General features: G+C 74.6%; 15 protein-coding genes and 1 pseudogene. 8 read left to right on the forward strand and 8 right to left on the reverse strand.

Annotation, left to right across the window (positions count from 1 at the left end):
- Positions 1 to 92 precede the first annotated feature (92 nt).
- The 3 genes from KDL28_RS13225 to KDL28_RS13235 all read right to left on the reverse strand — a co-directional run bounded on the left by KDL28_RS13225 (position 93) and on the right by KDL28_RS13235 (position 2,762).
- Positions 93 to 1,487 (reverse strand): alpha/beta hydrolase family protein, encoded by a 1,395-nt coding sequence (locus KDL28_RS13225; RefSeq protein ID WP_252438295.1) that lies wholly within the window; start codon positions 1,485 to 1,487, stop codon positions 93 to 95.
- Positions 1,488 to 1,717: 230 nt separating this feature from the next.
- On the reverse strand, positions 1,718 to 2,140 hold the full coding sequence (gene msrB / locus KDL28_RS13230) for a peptide-methionine (R)-S-oxide reductase MsrB (protein ID WP_252438296.1): 423 nt from the start codon (positions 2,138 to 2,140) through the stop codon (positions 1,718 to 1,720).
- Positions 2,141 to 2,150: 10 nt separating this feature from the next.
- Complete coding sequence (locus tag KDL28_RS13235; RefSeq protein ID WP_252438297.1) at positions 2,151 to 2,762, reverse strand: TetR/AcrR family transcriptional regulator C-terminal domain-containing protein; 612 nt, start codon at positions 2,760 to 2,762, stop codon at positions 2,151 to 2,153.
- A gap of 217 nt (positions 2,763 to 2,979) precedes the next feature.
- Between KDL28_RS13235 and KDL28_RS13240 the strand changes: the two genes are divergently transcribed.
- Positions 2,980 to 4,338 (forward strand): DUF998 domain-containing protein, encoded by a 1,359-nt coding sequence (locus tag KDL28_RS13240; protein ID WP_252438298.1) that lies wholly within the window; start codon positions 2,980 to 2,982, stop codon positions 4,336 to 4,338.
- On the opposite strand, the gene KDL28_RS13245 is transcribed toward KDL28_RS13240, so the two are convergent.
- On the reverse strand, positions 4,290 to 4,595 hold the full coding sequence (locus tag KDL28_RS13245; protein WP_252438299.1) for a hypothetical protein: 306 nt from the start codon (positions 4,593 to 4,595) through the stop codon (positions 4,290 to 4,292). The genes KDL28_RS13240 and KDL28_RS13245 overlap by 49 nt on opposite strands.
- A gap of 32 nt (positions 4,596 to 4,627) precedes the next feature.
- Here KDL28_RS13245 and ligD point away from each other — a divergent pair, with 32 nt between their 5' ends.
- Positions 4,628 to 5,674, forward strand: coding sequence for a non-homologous end-joining DNA ligase (gene ligD / locus KDL28_RS13250; RefSeq protein WP_252438300.1), 1,047 nt, complete (start codon positions 4,628 to 4,630; stop codon positions 5,672 to 5,674).
- Between the two features lie 13 nt (positions 5,675 to 5,687).
- Here ligD and KDL28_RS13255 read toward each other — a convergent pair whose 3' ends face one another.
- Together KDL28_RS13255 and KDL28_RS13260 are read right to left on the reverse strand one after the other, a co-directional pair.
- On the reverse strand, positions 5,688 to 6,020 hold the full coding sequence (locus KDL28_RS13255) for a hypothetical protein (protein WP_252438301.1): 333 nt from the start codon (positions 6,018 to 6,020) through the stop codon (positions 5,688 to 5,690).
- 61 nt (positions 6,021 to 6,081) lie between these two features.
- A complete protein-coding gene (locus KDL28_RS13260) occupies positions 6,082 to 6,408 on the reverse strand; it encodes a hypothetical protein (RefSeq protein ID WP_252438302.1) in 327 nt (108 codons plus the stop codon).
- 63 nt (positions 6,409 to 6,471) lie between these two features.
- On the opposite strand from KDL28_RS13260, the gene KDL28_RS13265 reads away from it, so the two are divergent.
- Positions 6,472 to 6,651: a helix-turn-helix domain-containing protein gene (locus tag KDL28_RS13265; RefSeq protein WP_256501467.1), complete on the forward strand. Its 180-nt coding sequence runs from the start codon at positions 6,472 to 6,474 to the stop codon at positions 6,649 to 6,651.
- Here KDL28_RS13265 and KDL28_RS13270 read toward each other — a convergent pair.
- On the reverse strand, positions 6,648 to 7,949 hold the full coding sequence (locus tag KDL28_RS13270) for an NsdA family TPR-like regulatory protein (RefSeq protein WP_252438304.1): 1,302 nt from the start codon (positions 7,947 to 7,949) through the stop codon (positions 6,648 to 6,650). The two genes, KDL28_RS13265 and KDL28_RS13270, sit on opposite strands and share 4 nt — an antisense overlap.
- An 89-nt stretch (positions 7,950 to 8,038) precedes the next feature.
- On the opposite strand from KDL28_RS13270, the gene KDL28_RS13275 reads away from it, so the two are divergent.
- The 3 genes from KDL28_RS13275 (at position 8,039) to glgX (ending at position 10,905) form a co-directional block, all read left to right on the forward strand.
- Entirely contained in the window at positions 8,039 to 8,185 is a 147-nt protein-coding gene (locus KDL28_RS13275; RefSeq protein ID WP_252438305.1) for a hypothetical protein, read from the forward strand.
- A 306-nt stretch (positions 8,186 to 8,491) separates the two neighbouring features.
- Positions 8,492 to 8,662 carry a hypothetical protein gene (locus KDL28_RS13280; protein ID WP_252438306.1) on the forward strand — a complete coding sequence of 57 codons (171 nt, stop codon included), beginning with the start codon at positions 8,492 to 8,494 and terminating at the stop codon, positions 8,660 to 8,662.
- Positions 8,663 to 8,787: 125 nt separating this feature from the next.
- A complete protein-coding gene (gene glgX / locus KDL28_RS13285; RefSeq protein ID WP_252438309.1) occupies positions 8,788 to 10,905 on the forward strand; it encodes a glycogen debranching protein GlgX in 2,118 nt (705 codons plus the stop codon).
- 54 nt (positions 10,906 to 10,959) lie between these two features.
- Here the strand turns inward: glgX and KDL28_RS13290 are convergent, their stop codons facing one another.
- Complete coding sequence (locus KDL28_RS13290) at positions 10,960 to 11,160, reverse strand: hypothetical protein (protein WP_252438307.1); 201 nt, start codon at positions 11,158 to 11,160, stop codon at positions 10,960 to 10,962.
- 245 nt (positions 11,161 to 11,405) lie between these two features.
- On the opposite strand from KDL28_RS13290, the gene KDL28_RS13295 reads away from it, so the two are divergent.
- A complete protein-coding gene (locus KDL28_RS13295; RefSeq protein ID WP_252438308.1) occupies positions 11,406 to 13,049 on the forward strand; it encodes a substrate-binding domain-containing protein in 1,644 nt (547 codons plus the stop codon).
- Between the two features lie 157 nt (positions 13,050 to 13,206).
- Positions 13,207 to 13,435 (forward strand): annotated as a pseudogene (locus tag KDL28_RS13300) (hypothetical protein); the annotation flags it as partial.

Genomic DNA, 13,435 nt, shown 5'->3' on the forward strand with positions numbered 1-13,435 from the left:
CCCCCCCCCCCCCCCCTCCGCGCTGCAGGCTGGTCCGCCCCCCCCCCCCCCCCCCCCCCCCCCCCCCCCCCCCCCCCCCGGGGGGGAGAGGGTCAGGGGCAGGGGGCGTAGAGGCGGCGGGTGTCGTTCTGCGAGGGCGGCCCGGCGGCGTCGTAGGCGGCGCGGTCGGAGAACCGGCAGCCGTAGTCCGGATCGGCCAGCGCGGCCGGGTCGGTGACGTCGTCGCCCGCGGGCTTCGGGCCGCCGTCCACCCAGGCGACGAGGTCGTCCCACGCGGCGCCGACCTCGGCCGGGGCGAACTCGCAGTGCCCGGTCACCCGGATCGCCCGCTGCACCAACTCGTCGGAGCGACCCGCCCGGGCCACCTCCTCGGCGTAGACCTGCTCCATCCGGAACGGCACGAACAGGTCGCCGAGCCCGTGCAGGCTCAGCACCGGCACCCGCGGCTTCCCGAACACCTGGGCGACCGGGGTCAGCCGCTTCGACTCCCGGGTCCGCTGGTCGGCCGCAGGCACCCGCTGCACGGCGGCGTCGAGGTCGACCGGCTCGTCGGGGGCGTAGTCGGTGCCGACGTTGGTGGCCACCGCGCCCGGCTCGGCCGCCACCCCGGTGACGGGGGTCGGCTCGTCGCCGGGGACGGCCAGTTCGAGCAGGAAGTCCTTCCAGTACAGGACGGACGCCTCGGCGCCCGGCCGCGGCCCGCCCGACCCGATCACCGTGGCCGCGATCAGCTGCTGGGCCTCGGGCGTGGTGGCGGTGGGGTCGCCCGGCTCCAGGCCGAGCCCGGCGTAGACGCGGGGCAGGACGACGTCGGCGTAGTCCGGTCCGGGCGGGTAGTTGCCGCCCTGGCCGGACAGCGCCTGCGCGGACAGGGCGAAGTCGAGGAAGTAGTCGAACAGGTCGTGATCGCCCAGCACGCCGCACATCGGCATCGCCCCGGCGTAGAGCCCCGGGTCCTGCTCGATCGCCCGGGCGGTGACGTGCCCGCCCATCGACGCACCGACCAGGAACACCTGGTCGGGCCGGCGCACCTCGCGGACGAAGCGGCCGACCAGCTCGCGGGTCGAGGTCACCCCGGAGGCGACGTCGTAGCCGTTGCGGTCGTAGGAGGAGGCGGCCCACGCGTAGCCCTGCCCGATCCACTTCTCGCGCAGCCCGTCCGGGGGCGGATCGGTGGTGAGCTCGGGCCCGTTGCCGCGGAAGCCGTGCGCCCACATCACCAGCCGGCCGTTCCAGCGCGGCGGCACCTCGATCGCGAACCCGGCGTTGCGGTGCACTCCGGTGATCACCCTGGTCTCGCCGCCGTCGGCGGGCAGCGGGGCGATGTCGGGCGGGACGATCGTGTAGCCGGGCAGCGGCTGGTCGGGCGGGACGGGCCCGGCCGAGGCCGCCGCCGAGGCCGGTACCTGGAGCAGGACGGCGACCGCCAGGAGGAGGGCCCAGACGGCTCGTCGGCCGTTCGTCGCAACGCTGCGCGGCGGGTGCATCTGGCCTCCGAACGACGACGGTGTCCCGGCAGCGACTTGTCTACCCCGCGGTAGCCCCGGAGGGCCAGCGCTGGTCGGGTGTTCGGTCGCCCGGTGTCGCGCCCGCTCCGGCCGGCCCGCGGCGCGCCCCGAGCCACGTCGCAGGGTCTGTGTGGTCCTCGCAGGTGATGTGGCCCCTGCGAGGACCACACCACCCCTGCGAAGAGGGCCAGCCGACGGGCGGTGCCCCGTTACTCGGCCTCGACCAGCTTCAGGGAGATCGAGTTGATGCAGTAGCGCAGGTCGGTGGGGGTGTCGTAGCCCTCACCGGCGAAGACGTGGCCGAGGTGGCTGTGGCAGTTGGCGCAGAGCACCTCCACCCTCCGCATGCCCAGGGCGCCGTCCTCGCGCTCGATCACCGCGTCGCCGGCCAGCGGGGTGAAGAACGACGGCCAGCCGCAGTGCGACTCGAACTTGGTCTCGCTGCGGAACAGCTCGGCCCCGCAGGCCCGGCAGGCGTAGACGCCCACGGTCTTGGTGTCGGTGTACTCGCCGGTGAAGGGCCGCTCGGTGCCGGCCCGGCGCAGCACCTGGTACTCGGCGGGGGTGAGCTGGGCGCGCCATTCCTCGTCGGACTTGACGACGGCGGGCGCGGGCTCGGTGACGCGATCCATGCCTCCCAGACTATGTCCGCGGCGGGCGCGGCGCCCGTGCGTCGCCGCTGCGTCCGGCGGGATCCGCGAAGCCGTCGAGCATGGCGGCGAGGCCGGGGGCGAAGTGGTCGCCGTCGTCCGCCTCGTCGGCGCCGCGCGCGAGCAGGTTGTACTCGGGGGCGTCCGGCGCCGGCTTCCGGCTGCGCCGTCGTCCGCCCAGCCGGAGCACGGCCAGACCCAGGGCGTGGCCGACGGTGAACTCGCGCAGGCAGCGCAGGATCCGCAGGGCGTCGCCTGCGGCGAAACCGGCGCCCGTCATCAGCTCGACCGTCCGGACGCCGGTCGCGATCGCGGCCGGGGAGCGCAGCGGGCGGGTGGCGAAGATGGCGACGGCGTGCGGGTGGGCGAGCAGCGCGTCCCGCAGCCGCACGCTGTACTGCTCGACCAGGTCGCGCCAGGGCCCGTCCCAGGGCAGGGTGTCCACGTCGAGCTCGGCGAAGATCGCCTCGGCGATGCCGTCGAAGAGCGCTTCCTGGTCGTCGAAGTAGCGGTAGACGGCCATCGGGTCGACGCCGAGCTCGGCGCCGAGCTTGCGCATGGAGAACGCGTCCCGGCCGATCTCGTCGACGAGGGCGAGGGCCATCGCGGCGATGTACTCGCGACTGAGCGTGGGTCGGGTCGGCGGGGTCGGCCGCTTCCGGCGGGGCCGCCCGCCGTCGTTCGCGGGGCCGGGGGCTGGAGCGGACAGCGGCGGTCTCCTGGGGTGCGGCTCGGGCTCCGGGCAGCTTACGCGCCATCTCCCGCACCAGACGGCCGTCCACGCTTGTGTCTACACCGTAGAAAGAGTCTACGCTGTAGCCATGACTTCTCCACCGATCCCGGCCCGGGACGTCGCCCGGTTGGCGACGGCCGGCGGCGCGGGACTCGTCCTGTTCGTCGTGCTGGTCGCGGTCCTGCACGTCGTCGACCCCGAGCGGGACCCCATCGCCGTCACCATCAGCGAGTACGTGCTCGGGCCGCACGGGTGGCTGCTGCCCTTCGCCGGGCTGGGCCTGGGCCTGGGCGCGCTCGCGGTGGCCGCGGCCGCCGCCGCGCTCCTCCCCGCGCCGCGCCCGCGGACCGGCCTCGGGGCGCTCGCCCTCGCCGGATTGTCCATGCTGGTGGTGGCCGCGTTCCCGACCGATCCGATCGATCCCACCGACCCGGTGTTCGTGACCACCGCGGGCGCCGTCCACGCCGTGGCCGGCATCCTGGCGTTCACCTGCTTCGCCGTGGCCGGTCCGCTGCTCACCCGGCCGGTCGCCGCGGTGGCGGGCCGGCCCCGGCTGGGCCGGCTCGGGTTCCTGCCCCCGCTCGGCTACCTGCTGTTCTGGACGACGGCGATCCTCGACGCCCAGCTCGGCGGCCTGTTCGGCGAGCGCTCCGCCACCGGCATGGGCGAGCGGCTGATGGCCGCGGTGTTCGTCGGCTGGCTGATCGCGCTCGCCGCCGCCGTCCGCCGGGCCGCGTGCCCCGCGCCGCGAGCCGTCGGCATGACCCGCACCCGGCTCCTGCTGCTCGCCGGCCTCGGCCCGGCGCTCTTCGTCGTCGTGCTGCTGCTCGACAGCGCCACGCGCCCGGGCTACGACCCGCTGCACCACTTCGGCAGCGAGCTCGCCAACGGCGACCGCGGCTGGCTCATGATCGCCAACTTCGTCGTCGCCGGCACGCTCACGATCTGCTTCGCCGTCGGGCTGCGCCGCGTGCTGCGGTCGGGTCGCTCGGCCGTCGCCGCCCCGGTGCTCGTCGGGCTGTTCGGGCTCGGCCTGGTCCTGGCCGGGGTGTTCGTGGCCGACCCGAAGCCGGGCTACCCGCCGGGCAGCACGGGCACTGCCGAACCGACCCTGCAGAGCCTGGTCCACGACGGGAACCTGTTCCCGACCTGGATCGTGATGACCGCCGCGATGCTCGCCATCGCCGCCCGCTCGGCGGCGGACCGCGAACGGGCCTGGATGTGGTACTCGATAGTGACGGCGGTCGTCGCGATGGGGACGCTGCTGGTGGCGGCGGGGCTGTACGACGCCGACACCCAGACCGGCAGCTACCACGGCCTGTGGCAGCGGATCAGCATCGCGGTCGGGTTCGGCTACTTCGGCGTCCTCGCCGTGCGCCTGCTGGGGCGGCGGCGCCCTCAGACGAGGGTGAGCAGCACGAACACCAGCGCGTCCCACACGGCGTAGACGGCCACCAGCAGCAGCGCCAGCACGACCAGCACCGCCGCCCAGCGCCGCCCGCCCTCGGCGCGGTTGGCCGAGTCGGCGAAGTCGGTGACACCGGCGAGGTAGCCCTCGACGGTGAAGCCGGGCCGCAGGCGCTGCATCCGGTCGAGGTGCGCGGCGAAGGCCTGGGCGTCGGGGTCGTCCGGGTCGAGGCCGACGAGCTCGTCGTCGAACTGCCGGGACCGGGACGCGCGGTCCGGTTCGTGACGTTCGCGCACGAGGTCGAGAGTAGCCGGTAGCGTGCTGCGGCGTGGCGACCAAGCCTGCTCCGGTGCTGCTCACCGTCCCCGGCCCGCACGGCGACCGGGAGGTCAGGCTGACCAGCGCCGACCGCGTCGTGTTCCCGGCCAGGGGGATCACCAAGGGGGAGGTGGTGGAGTACTACCGGTCGGTGGCCGATCCGCTGCTCGGCGTCCTGCGGGAGCGACCGACCAACCTCAAGCGCTACTCCCACGGGGTGGACGAGGAGCCGTTCTACTCCAAGCGGCTGCCCAAGGGCGCCCCCGAGTACGTGGAGACGGCCGAGGTCACCTTCCCCAGCGGCCGCAAGGCGCAGTCGCTGTGCCCGACCGAGCCCGCGGTGATCGTCTGGGCGGCCAACATGGGCACCTTCGACTTCCACCCGTGGCCGGTGCGCCGGGCCGACCCCGACCACCCAGACGAGCTGCGCATCGACCTCGACCCGCAGCCGGGCACCGACTTCGCCGACGCCAAGCGGGTGGCGGCGGTGCTGCACGAGGTGCTCGACGAGGCCGGGCTGGTCGGCTGGCCGAAGACCTCCGGCGGGCGCGGCATCCACGTGTTCTGCCGCATCCGCCCCGAGTGGGACTTCATCGACGTCCGGCACGCGGTGATCGCCATCGCCCGCCGGGTCGCCGACCGCGCCCCGGACGACGCGACGGTGGCGTGGTGGAAGGAGGAGCGCGGCGAGCGCGTCTTCCTCGACTTCAACCAGGCCGCCCGCGACCGCACGGTGGCCTCGGCGTGGTCGGTGCGCGGGCGCCCGCGCGCGACGGTGTCGATGCCGGTGACCTGGGAGACCCTGCCCGACGTCGAACCGGAGGACTTCGACGTCCGCACGGTGCCGGGCCTGCTGGCCGAGCGGGGCGACCCGCACGCGGGCATGGACGCGGCCGTGGGTGGGCTGGAGGCGGCGCTGGAGTGGTACGCCGCCGACGACCGCGACCGCGGACCGGCGGAGATGCCCTACCCGCCCGACTACCCGAAGATGCCCGGCGAGCCGATGCGGGTGCAGCCGAGCCGGGCGCGGAACAAGCCCGACGACGCCGCGTCCTGAGCGCCGGTGCGCGTCACCGGGTACCGGCGGGGTCCTCGGTGCGTCGTGCGGCGCGGTAGATGCGGGCCAGGCCGACGACCGCGACCAGGCAGCCGAGGATCTGCAGGACGGCCTCGCCGACGGGCCACCAGGTGCCCCCGCCCTCCGGCGCGGTGTGGCGGACCGCCGCCGACACCGCGCTCGCTCCGACGAGCAGCACCCCGACCATCGTGTGCCGCAGTGCCCGCACGGCCCGGGGCCGCTCGGTCGCGGCGCGACCGGACGGGCGGGCGATCCCGAGCCCGACCGAGGCCGTGGTCAGCATCAGCAGACCGCATCCGATGGAGATCCACTGACTCGTCGTCACGGTGGGAGCTTAGGCATCCCGAACGGGGGCGAACCCGCCGGCGGGCGCGTCCGGTCGAGCGTCACGACCGGTCGACGGAGGCGAGGCGCTCGGCCCGGACCGCCAGGACGAGCGCCGCGACCACCAGTCCCATGAGGACCACCAGGCCCGCCGCCAGCAGCCCGACCAGCACGCCGTGCCAGCCGTCCGGGGCGTACTGCTCGACCAGGAGGAGCCCACCGAGGATCCCGACGCACACCGCGCCCGCGCCCCCGATCCGGCGGCGGCGCAGCGAGACGGGGTCGGGGAGGGCCTGCCGCCCGCGGGCCCGGCGCTGGGCGGACACGAGCACCACGACACCGGCGACGCCGACGGCGGCGAACAGGATGTTCGTCCAATCAGGAGCCATGGCCGGAACGTAACGACGCCGATCCGGCGGCACCGGGCGTGCGCGGGAAGTTGGTGCGACCGGCTGCTCACGACCGCGGAGGCGGCCAAGCTGCTCGGCGTGTCGCGGAGGACGCTGGCCCGCTACGCCGCGGACGGGAAGATCTTCCCCACGGTCGTCCTGCCCAGTGGCCACTACCGCTGGGACCCCGATGACCTGCGCAGCCAGCGCCGGGACGCCCGGCGCCCCCGCGACGAGGGCTAACGCAGCGGGAGCACCAGCTGGCGGTAGGCCTCGCGCAGCTCCTCGCCCGACCGCCGGTCGACCGCCGCGACCGCCTGCACGACCTCCCGCGCCCGCCACAGGTCCGAGCGCAGCAGCCGCGACCGCATCGCCGAGGTGGCGACCTGCGCCGCCTCCGCGACCTCGCCCCGCCCGACCAGCGCGAGCGCGAGGTCGAGCCGGGACAGCGCCAGCCTGCGCACCCGGCCGGCGATCGTGCCGTCGGTCGACATCGCCCGGACCACCTCGCGGGCGTGCTCGACGGCGGCCGGGTCTCCGAGCCAGGTGAGGGTGGTGGCGGTGTAGCTGGTCGCCTTGACCCGGTCGTAGCGGAAGTGGTGCTCGGGGTGGTCGGGGTCGGCCAGCGGCTCGGCGAGCCGGGTCACCCGACCGACGACGGCCGCGGCGGCCCGCACGTCGTGGAGGCGGGCCTGGGCGCGGGCCTCCTGGGCGGTGGCCTGGATGTGCGCCGACGACCCGGCGGGCGCGATCTCCTGGGCGAGCTGGGCGAGGCGGGCGGCCTCCGGGAAGTCGCCGATGGTCAGCGAGCGCCAGGCCTCGGTCTCGACGGTGCACGCGGCCAGCTCGTCGTGGCCGCACTCGTCGGCCAGGATCCGCGCGGTGCGGATGCGGGCCACGGCCGGGCCCTGCTGCTCCAGGTCGATGTGCAGGGTGCCGGCCAGCAGCGACAGCCAGCCCCCGACGGCCAGCAGCCTGCGCCGCTGGGCGAACGTGGCGCGCACGTCCAGCAGGCCGGTCACGTACTGCAGGTGCCGGCGGGTGCGCATCAGCGCCTGCAGCGGGGGGTCGGTGAGGTAGGCCTGGGCCAGGTCGTCGACGATCCGCTCGAGCCGGGTGAGCGTCTCCTCGCCGACGTCGGAGGCGGCCACGCGGCGGGCCAGCTCGATCGCCTCGACCTCGTCGTCGGCGTCCTCGAGCGCGCTGCGCAGCGGGACCGCGTCGAGCTGCAGGGCGGGCAGCGGCCTCGTGAGGGGCGTCGTGGTGGACGAGGTGGGCGCGGCGGCGGAGGTGGAGGGCCCGGTGGGTGGCGCGGTGGACGTCGGGTCGCCGGCGGTGTCGCCGAGCAGTTCGCCGAGGACCTCGGCGCTGATGCGCAGCACCCTGGCGAGCTCGCCGCGCGCCCACAGGGTCGGGTCGACCGATCCGGCCTCCCAGCGGCCCACGGTCGACCGGTCGACGCCGATCCGGCCGGCCAGCTCCTCCTGGGTCAGTCCGGCGGTGCGGCGCACCCGGGCGAGATCGGCCCGTCGCCTGCTCACCCCGAGAGCGTAACCCCGTAGTGGGATGCGTCACCGATGCGCGTCCTGTGCGCTGGAGAGCACACTCCCGGCGCGATGGGGTGGACGACGTGTCCGGTACGCATCGCCCCAGCCGACCCCCGTGGCGCGACCGCTCGGACACCGCCTGGTTCCTGCGCTGGCTGCTGGCCAGCTGGCGGGGGCGGGCCGCCCGCCGCTCGGGACCGGAGACCCGCCCCGACGGGTCGTCCCTGTAGGTCCGGCCACCACCGTACGAGGGCTGTGCGGGCGTCTGCCGGCCTCGAACGGCCGTGCCCGCACGACGGTGGGCCCGCGTGCGCACCTGCACGTGCACGCGGCGCGAGCCGACCGCCCATCCGCCGGAAGTGGCCGGTGGGCGACCAGGTGATCACCGAACGTGATCATGTCGGGCCACCCGCCGCTCCTCGACGCCGTCTGGGCGAGACCTGCGCCACACCCGTCCCGCCCCGCGGTTCACTCGTTGGACGCCCCCCGACCGGCGCCACCCCAGCGGCGCACGCTCCCCGAGAAACGAGCTGACCATGAGCGACTCCGACAAGACCGTCTACCTGCACGACCTGGTCCGCGAGGACATCGTGGCCCGCGCCCGCGACGCCGCCGAGTCGGCCGGCCAGAAGGCGGACGTGGCCGCGCTCCGCCGCGCCGTCGAGACGGAGATGTCGGGCTTCGGCAACGGCCGCCGCCCGCACTGAGTCCCGTCCCCGCCGCCTGAGCGTTCCCACGTCGTGGGAGCGCACCCTGCCGGACGCCCCCCGATCGTGTACCCGTACCTCACACAACGCGTGTGCGACGCGGTGTTCCCGATCGGAGGCAGGCCCTGGAGATCTGGCCCGGTACGCCGTACCCCCTGGGGGCGAGCTACGACGGCGGCGGCACCAACTTCGCGATCTTCTCGGAGGTCGCCGAACGGGTCGAGCTGTGCCTGTTCGACGACGACGGCACCGAGACGCGGCTGGACCTGCCCGAGCGCGAGGCCCTGACCTGGCACGGATACCTGCCCCGGGTCGGCCCGGGCCAGCGCTACGGCTACCGGGTGCACGGCCCGTACGACCCGGCCAACGGCCTGCGCTGCAACCCCGCCAAGCTGCTGCTCGACCCCTACGCCAAGGCCGTGCAGGGGCGCATCCGGTGGGGCCAGGAGCAGTTCTCGTACAACTGGGGCGACCCCGGGTCGCTCAACACCCACGACTCGGGTCCGGCGATGGCCCGCTCGGTCGTCATCAACCCGTACTTCGACTGGTCCAACGACCGGCCGCTGCGCATCCCCTACCACGAGACCGTCATCTACGAGGCCCACGTCAAGGGGATGACGATGACGCACCCCGACGTGCCCCCGGAGATCCGCGGCACCTACTCCGGCCTCGTGCACCCGGTGATGCTGAACCACTTCAAGAAGCTGGGCGTGACCGCCGTCGAGCTGATGCCCGTGCACCAGTTCGTGCACGACCACGCGCTCACCGAGCGCGGGCTGAGCAACTACTGGGGCTACAACACCATCGGCTTCTTCGCCCCGCACAGCGACTACTCGTCCTTCGGCACCCGCGGCCAGCAGGTGCAGGAGTTCAAGTCGATGGTCAAGCGGTTCCACCAGGCCGGGATCGAGGTGATCCTGGACGTCGTCTACAACCACACGGCCGAGGGCAACCACCTGGGCCCGACGCTGTCGTTCCGCGGCATCGACAACCGGGCCTACTACCGGTTGGTGCCCGGGAACGCGGAGTTCTACTACGACACCACCGGCACCGGGAACAGCTTCAACGTCCGCCAGCACGAGTCGCTGCGGCTGATCATGGACTCGCTGCGGTACTGGGTCACCGAGATGCACGTCGACGGCTTCCGCTTCGACCTGGCGTCGTCGTTGGCCCGGGAGTTCCACGAGGTCGACCGGCTGGCCGCGTTCTTCGACCTGGTCAACCAGGACCCGGTGGTCTCCCAGGTCAAGCTCATCGCCGAACCGTGGGACGTCGGCGAGGGCGGCTACCAGGTGGGCGGCTTCCCTCCGTTGTGGACGGAGTGGAACGGCAAGTACCGCGACACGGTGCGCGACTTCTGGCGCGGCGAGCCCGCCGGACTGGGCGAGTTCGCGTCCCGGTTCACCGGCTCGTCGGACCTGTACGAGAAGGACAACCGCCAGCCGATCGCCTCGATCAACTTCGTGACCGCGCACGACGGGTTCACGCTGCACGACCTGGTCTCCTACAACGAGAAGCACAACGAGGCCAACGGCGAGGACAACCGCGACGGGGAGAGCCACAACCGCTCGTGGAACCACGGGGTCGAGGGGCCGGTCGACGGTGGCGAGGTGCTCGTCCTGCGGGAGCGCCAGAAGCGCAACTTCATCGCCACGCTGCTGCTGTCCCAGGGCGTGCCGATGATCTCCCACGGCGACGAGCTGGGCCGCACCCAGCGGGGCAACAACAACGTCTACTGCCAGGACAACGAACTGGCGTGGGTGGACTGGAAGGAAGCCCGCGAGTACTCGGTGCTGGAGGACTTCACCGCGAAGGTGGCCGCGCTGCGGGCCGCGCACCCGGTGTTCCGGCGCAGGCGGTTCTTCCAGGGCCGGCCCATCAAGGGCTCCAACATCGAGGACATCGCCTGGCTGCGCCCGGACGGGCAGCCGATGACCGAGCACGACTGGAACGCGGGCTACGCCCGGTCGCTGGGCGTCTTCCTCAACGGCGAGGGCATCCCGGAGCGCGACATGATGGGCCAGCGGGTGGTCGACGACTCGTTCCTGCTGCTGTTCAACGCCCACCACCAGCCGGTGCCGTTCACGCTGCCCGCCGAGGGCTACGGGCACGCCTGGGAGGTCGTGCTGGACACCGCCGACCCGCTCGGCGCCCGGGCGGTGCGCCGGAGCCGGGACGCCAAGCCGGGCGGGCGGCTGCGGATCGTGGCCCGCTCGCTGCTGGTGCTGCGCAAGGTCCACTGAAGTCGCGAGGGGGAGTCCGCGCTCCGGCGCGGACTCCCCCTCACGACCCCGTGGTCACTGCGACGGCTGGGGGAGCTCGCAGCGGGTCTGCGGGTTGAGTCCGAAGTAGTTCAACGGCCCGGCGACGATGGTGAGCGCGACGGTGCCGAACTCGGCACAGTTCACCTGGTTGTCGCCGGAGAAGTAGTTGCGCTGGTATGCGGCGAAGACACCGATGAGCAGCCAGATCACGAGGATAACCGCGCCGGTTCGCATTGCTCTCCTTCTCGGGGAACGGGCCCGCTCGGCTGGGCCGCTCGTGTGACGGACGGTAGCGCCTGGGCCGGCGATGCGCTGGCCACGTGGGCATTCAGCGACCGGACCGTGACAATCGGGTGCAGCCGGTGCCCGGGACGCCGTATTTCCGGTGGCGCGGTGCGACAGCCTCCCCCCATCGGCGGCCACCTGCTGCCAGAATGCCGCCGCATCGGTTGGGGATCTTCATCGGAATCGGCGGGGCGATGGGACGGCACAGGGCGCAGCGCCCGGCGGGCGCAGTCCGGAGTGGACTGTTCGCGCTGGTCGTGGTCGGTTCGGCGGTGGCGGTCGGCGCCGTCCTCATGCCCGACGGGGCGACGACCGGGGCGATCGGCGTGGCCGCGAACTCCGTGGAGTGCACCCAGGCGCTGCGCGTGACGGCGGCGACCTCGTTCGTCCCCGCGCTCGACGCGCTGGCCCCGGCGCTGGCCACCGGCCCGGACTGCGTGGTCCTCGACGTCCTGCCTGCCGACGGGCGCACGGCGGCGCAGCGGGCCGCCGAGTACGACGCCGACCTCTGGATCCCCGACGACGGTGCCTGGACCGGGCGCCCCGCCGGGCTGCAGCCCGCGTCCGCCCTCGACGCCCACCCCGGCGCCACGATCGCGGTGAGCCCGTTCTACCTGGTCGCCGACCCGGCCACGGCCGACCGGCTGAGCGCGGCCGGTGGCTGGGCGGGGTTGACCGGGCTGCTCGGCGCGGGCCAGGTGAGCATGGCGATCCGCGACCCGGCCGGGTCCGGCGACGGGCTGCTCCCCGCCGGTGCGGTCGGGGAGGCCGTCCGGACGGCGGGGCCGCTCGCGGCGACGGCGGCGCTCGCCGACGCCGCTCCGGCCGTGCGCACGGTGTCCGGCACCGCTGCCGCGCTGCCCAGCGGCCCCGGTGAGGTCGGCGCGGTGCCCGAGTACGCGCTGCTGCCCGCGGTGCGCGACGGCAGCACGAACGGCCTGCGCGTGGTGGCGACGGCCGACCACACCTCCGCGCTGCGCTACACCTGGGTCCCGATGGCCGAGGCGGTCGCCGACCCGGCCCGGGCCGCGCGGCTGGACCGGCTGTGGGAGGCGCTGACCGGCCCCGGGTCGTCCGGGGCGCTGGCCGCGGCCGGGCTGCGCCGACCGGGGATCGGCCTACCGCCGGGGTCGCGGCCCGGCGAGCTGCCGCCGGCCACCGCGCCGCTGTTCGACGTGCTCGAACCGCAGCGCGTGGACCAGGTGTTCGCCACCTGGTACTGGCACGACCGGCGGGTCGACGTGCTGGCGGTGGTCGACGTGTCCGGGTCGATGGGCGCGCTCGCCGACGACGGTGGGCGCCCGCTGGCCGACACGGCCCGCGAAGGCGTGGGCGACATCGCGGCCATGCTCCCCGACGACGCCCGGCTGGGCCTGTGGGAGTTCGGCGCCGACCTGGCGCCCCCGCTGGACCACCGCGTACTGCTCGAGCGCGCCGACCTCGGCGCCGAGCAGCGCGCGGCGCTGGCCGCCGAGCTGGCCGCCCTGCAGCCGCGCCGGACCGGCAGCGGCCTGCACGACACGGTGCTCGCCGCGTACACGGCCGCGCGCGACGGCCACCGCAACGGCGTGCCCGACCACGTCCTGGTGATCACCGACGGGCGCGACGAGGCCGATCCCGGTGCGCTGAGCGCGGAGCAGCTGGCCGAGCACCTCCGGGTCCGGGCCGATCCGGAGCGCCCGGTGCAGCTGACGATCGTCACGGTGGGTGCACAAGCCGACGCCACCCGATTGGCCGCGGCGCTCACGCCGGTGGGTGGCCGCGTCGAGCACGTGAGCGGGCCCGGAGAGATCCGGGCGGCGTTCCTGCACGCCGCGGCCGCGGACGCGCGCGGCTGAGCGGTCACCCCGGCCGGGAACCCGGTGGTCACGCAGGGCACCGGCGATCACTCACATGGGGATCGAGCTGCCCTGGGCCGCGCCGTGGCGGCCTGCGCGTCGTTGGGTCGGTGACGACCGGCCGATCCCAGGCGGGTCCCGACCGGGGGAGCGGCAGATGGCCGACGAGCCGAGTGGAGGGTGGGGCACCGCCCAACCCGCCCACCACAACGCGACGCCGGGCACGCGTCCGTCCGACGTCGACACCGAGCCCGCCCCGGCTCCGGCGCAGGGGGAGGTCGCCCCCGCCGCCCCGCTCGTCCCGGTGATCGCCCCCGCCGGGTCGGGGCCCGACCCGCAGCAGGGCGCGGACGGTCGCGCGGCGGTGGCCGCCGCCGCGGCGGCGG

Source organism: Pseudonocardia humida (assembly GCF_023898865.1).
Classification (GTDB): Bacteria; Actinomycetota; Actinomycetes; order Mycobacteriales; family Pseudonocardiaceae; genus Pseudonocardia; species Pseudonocardia humida.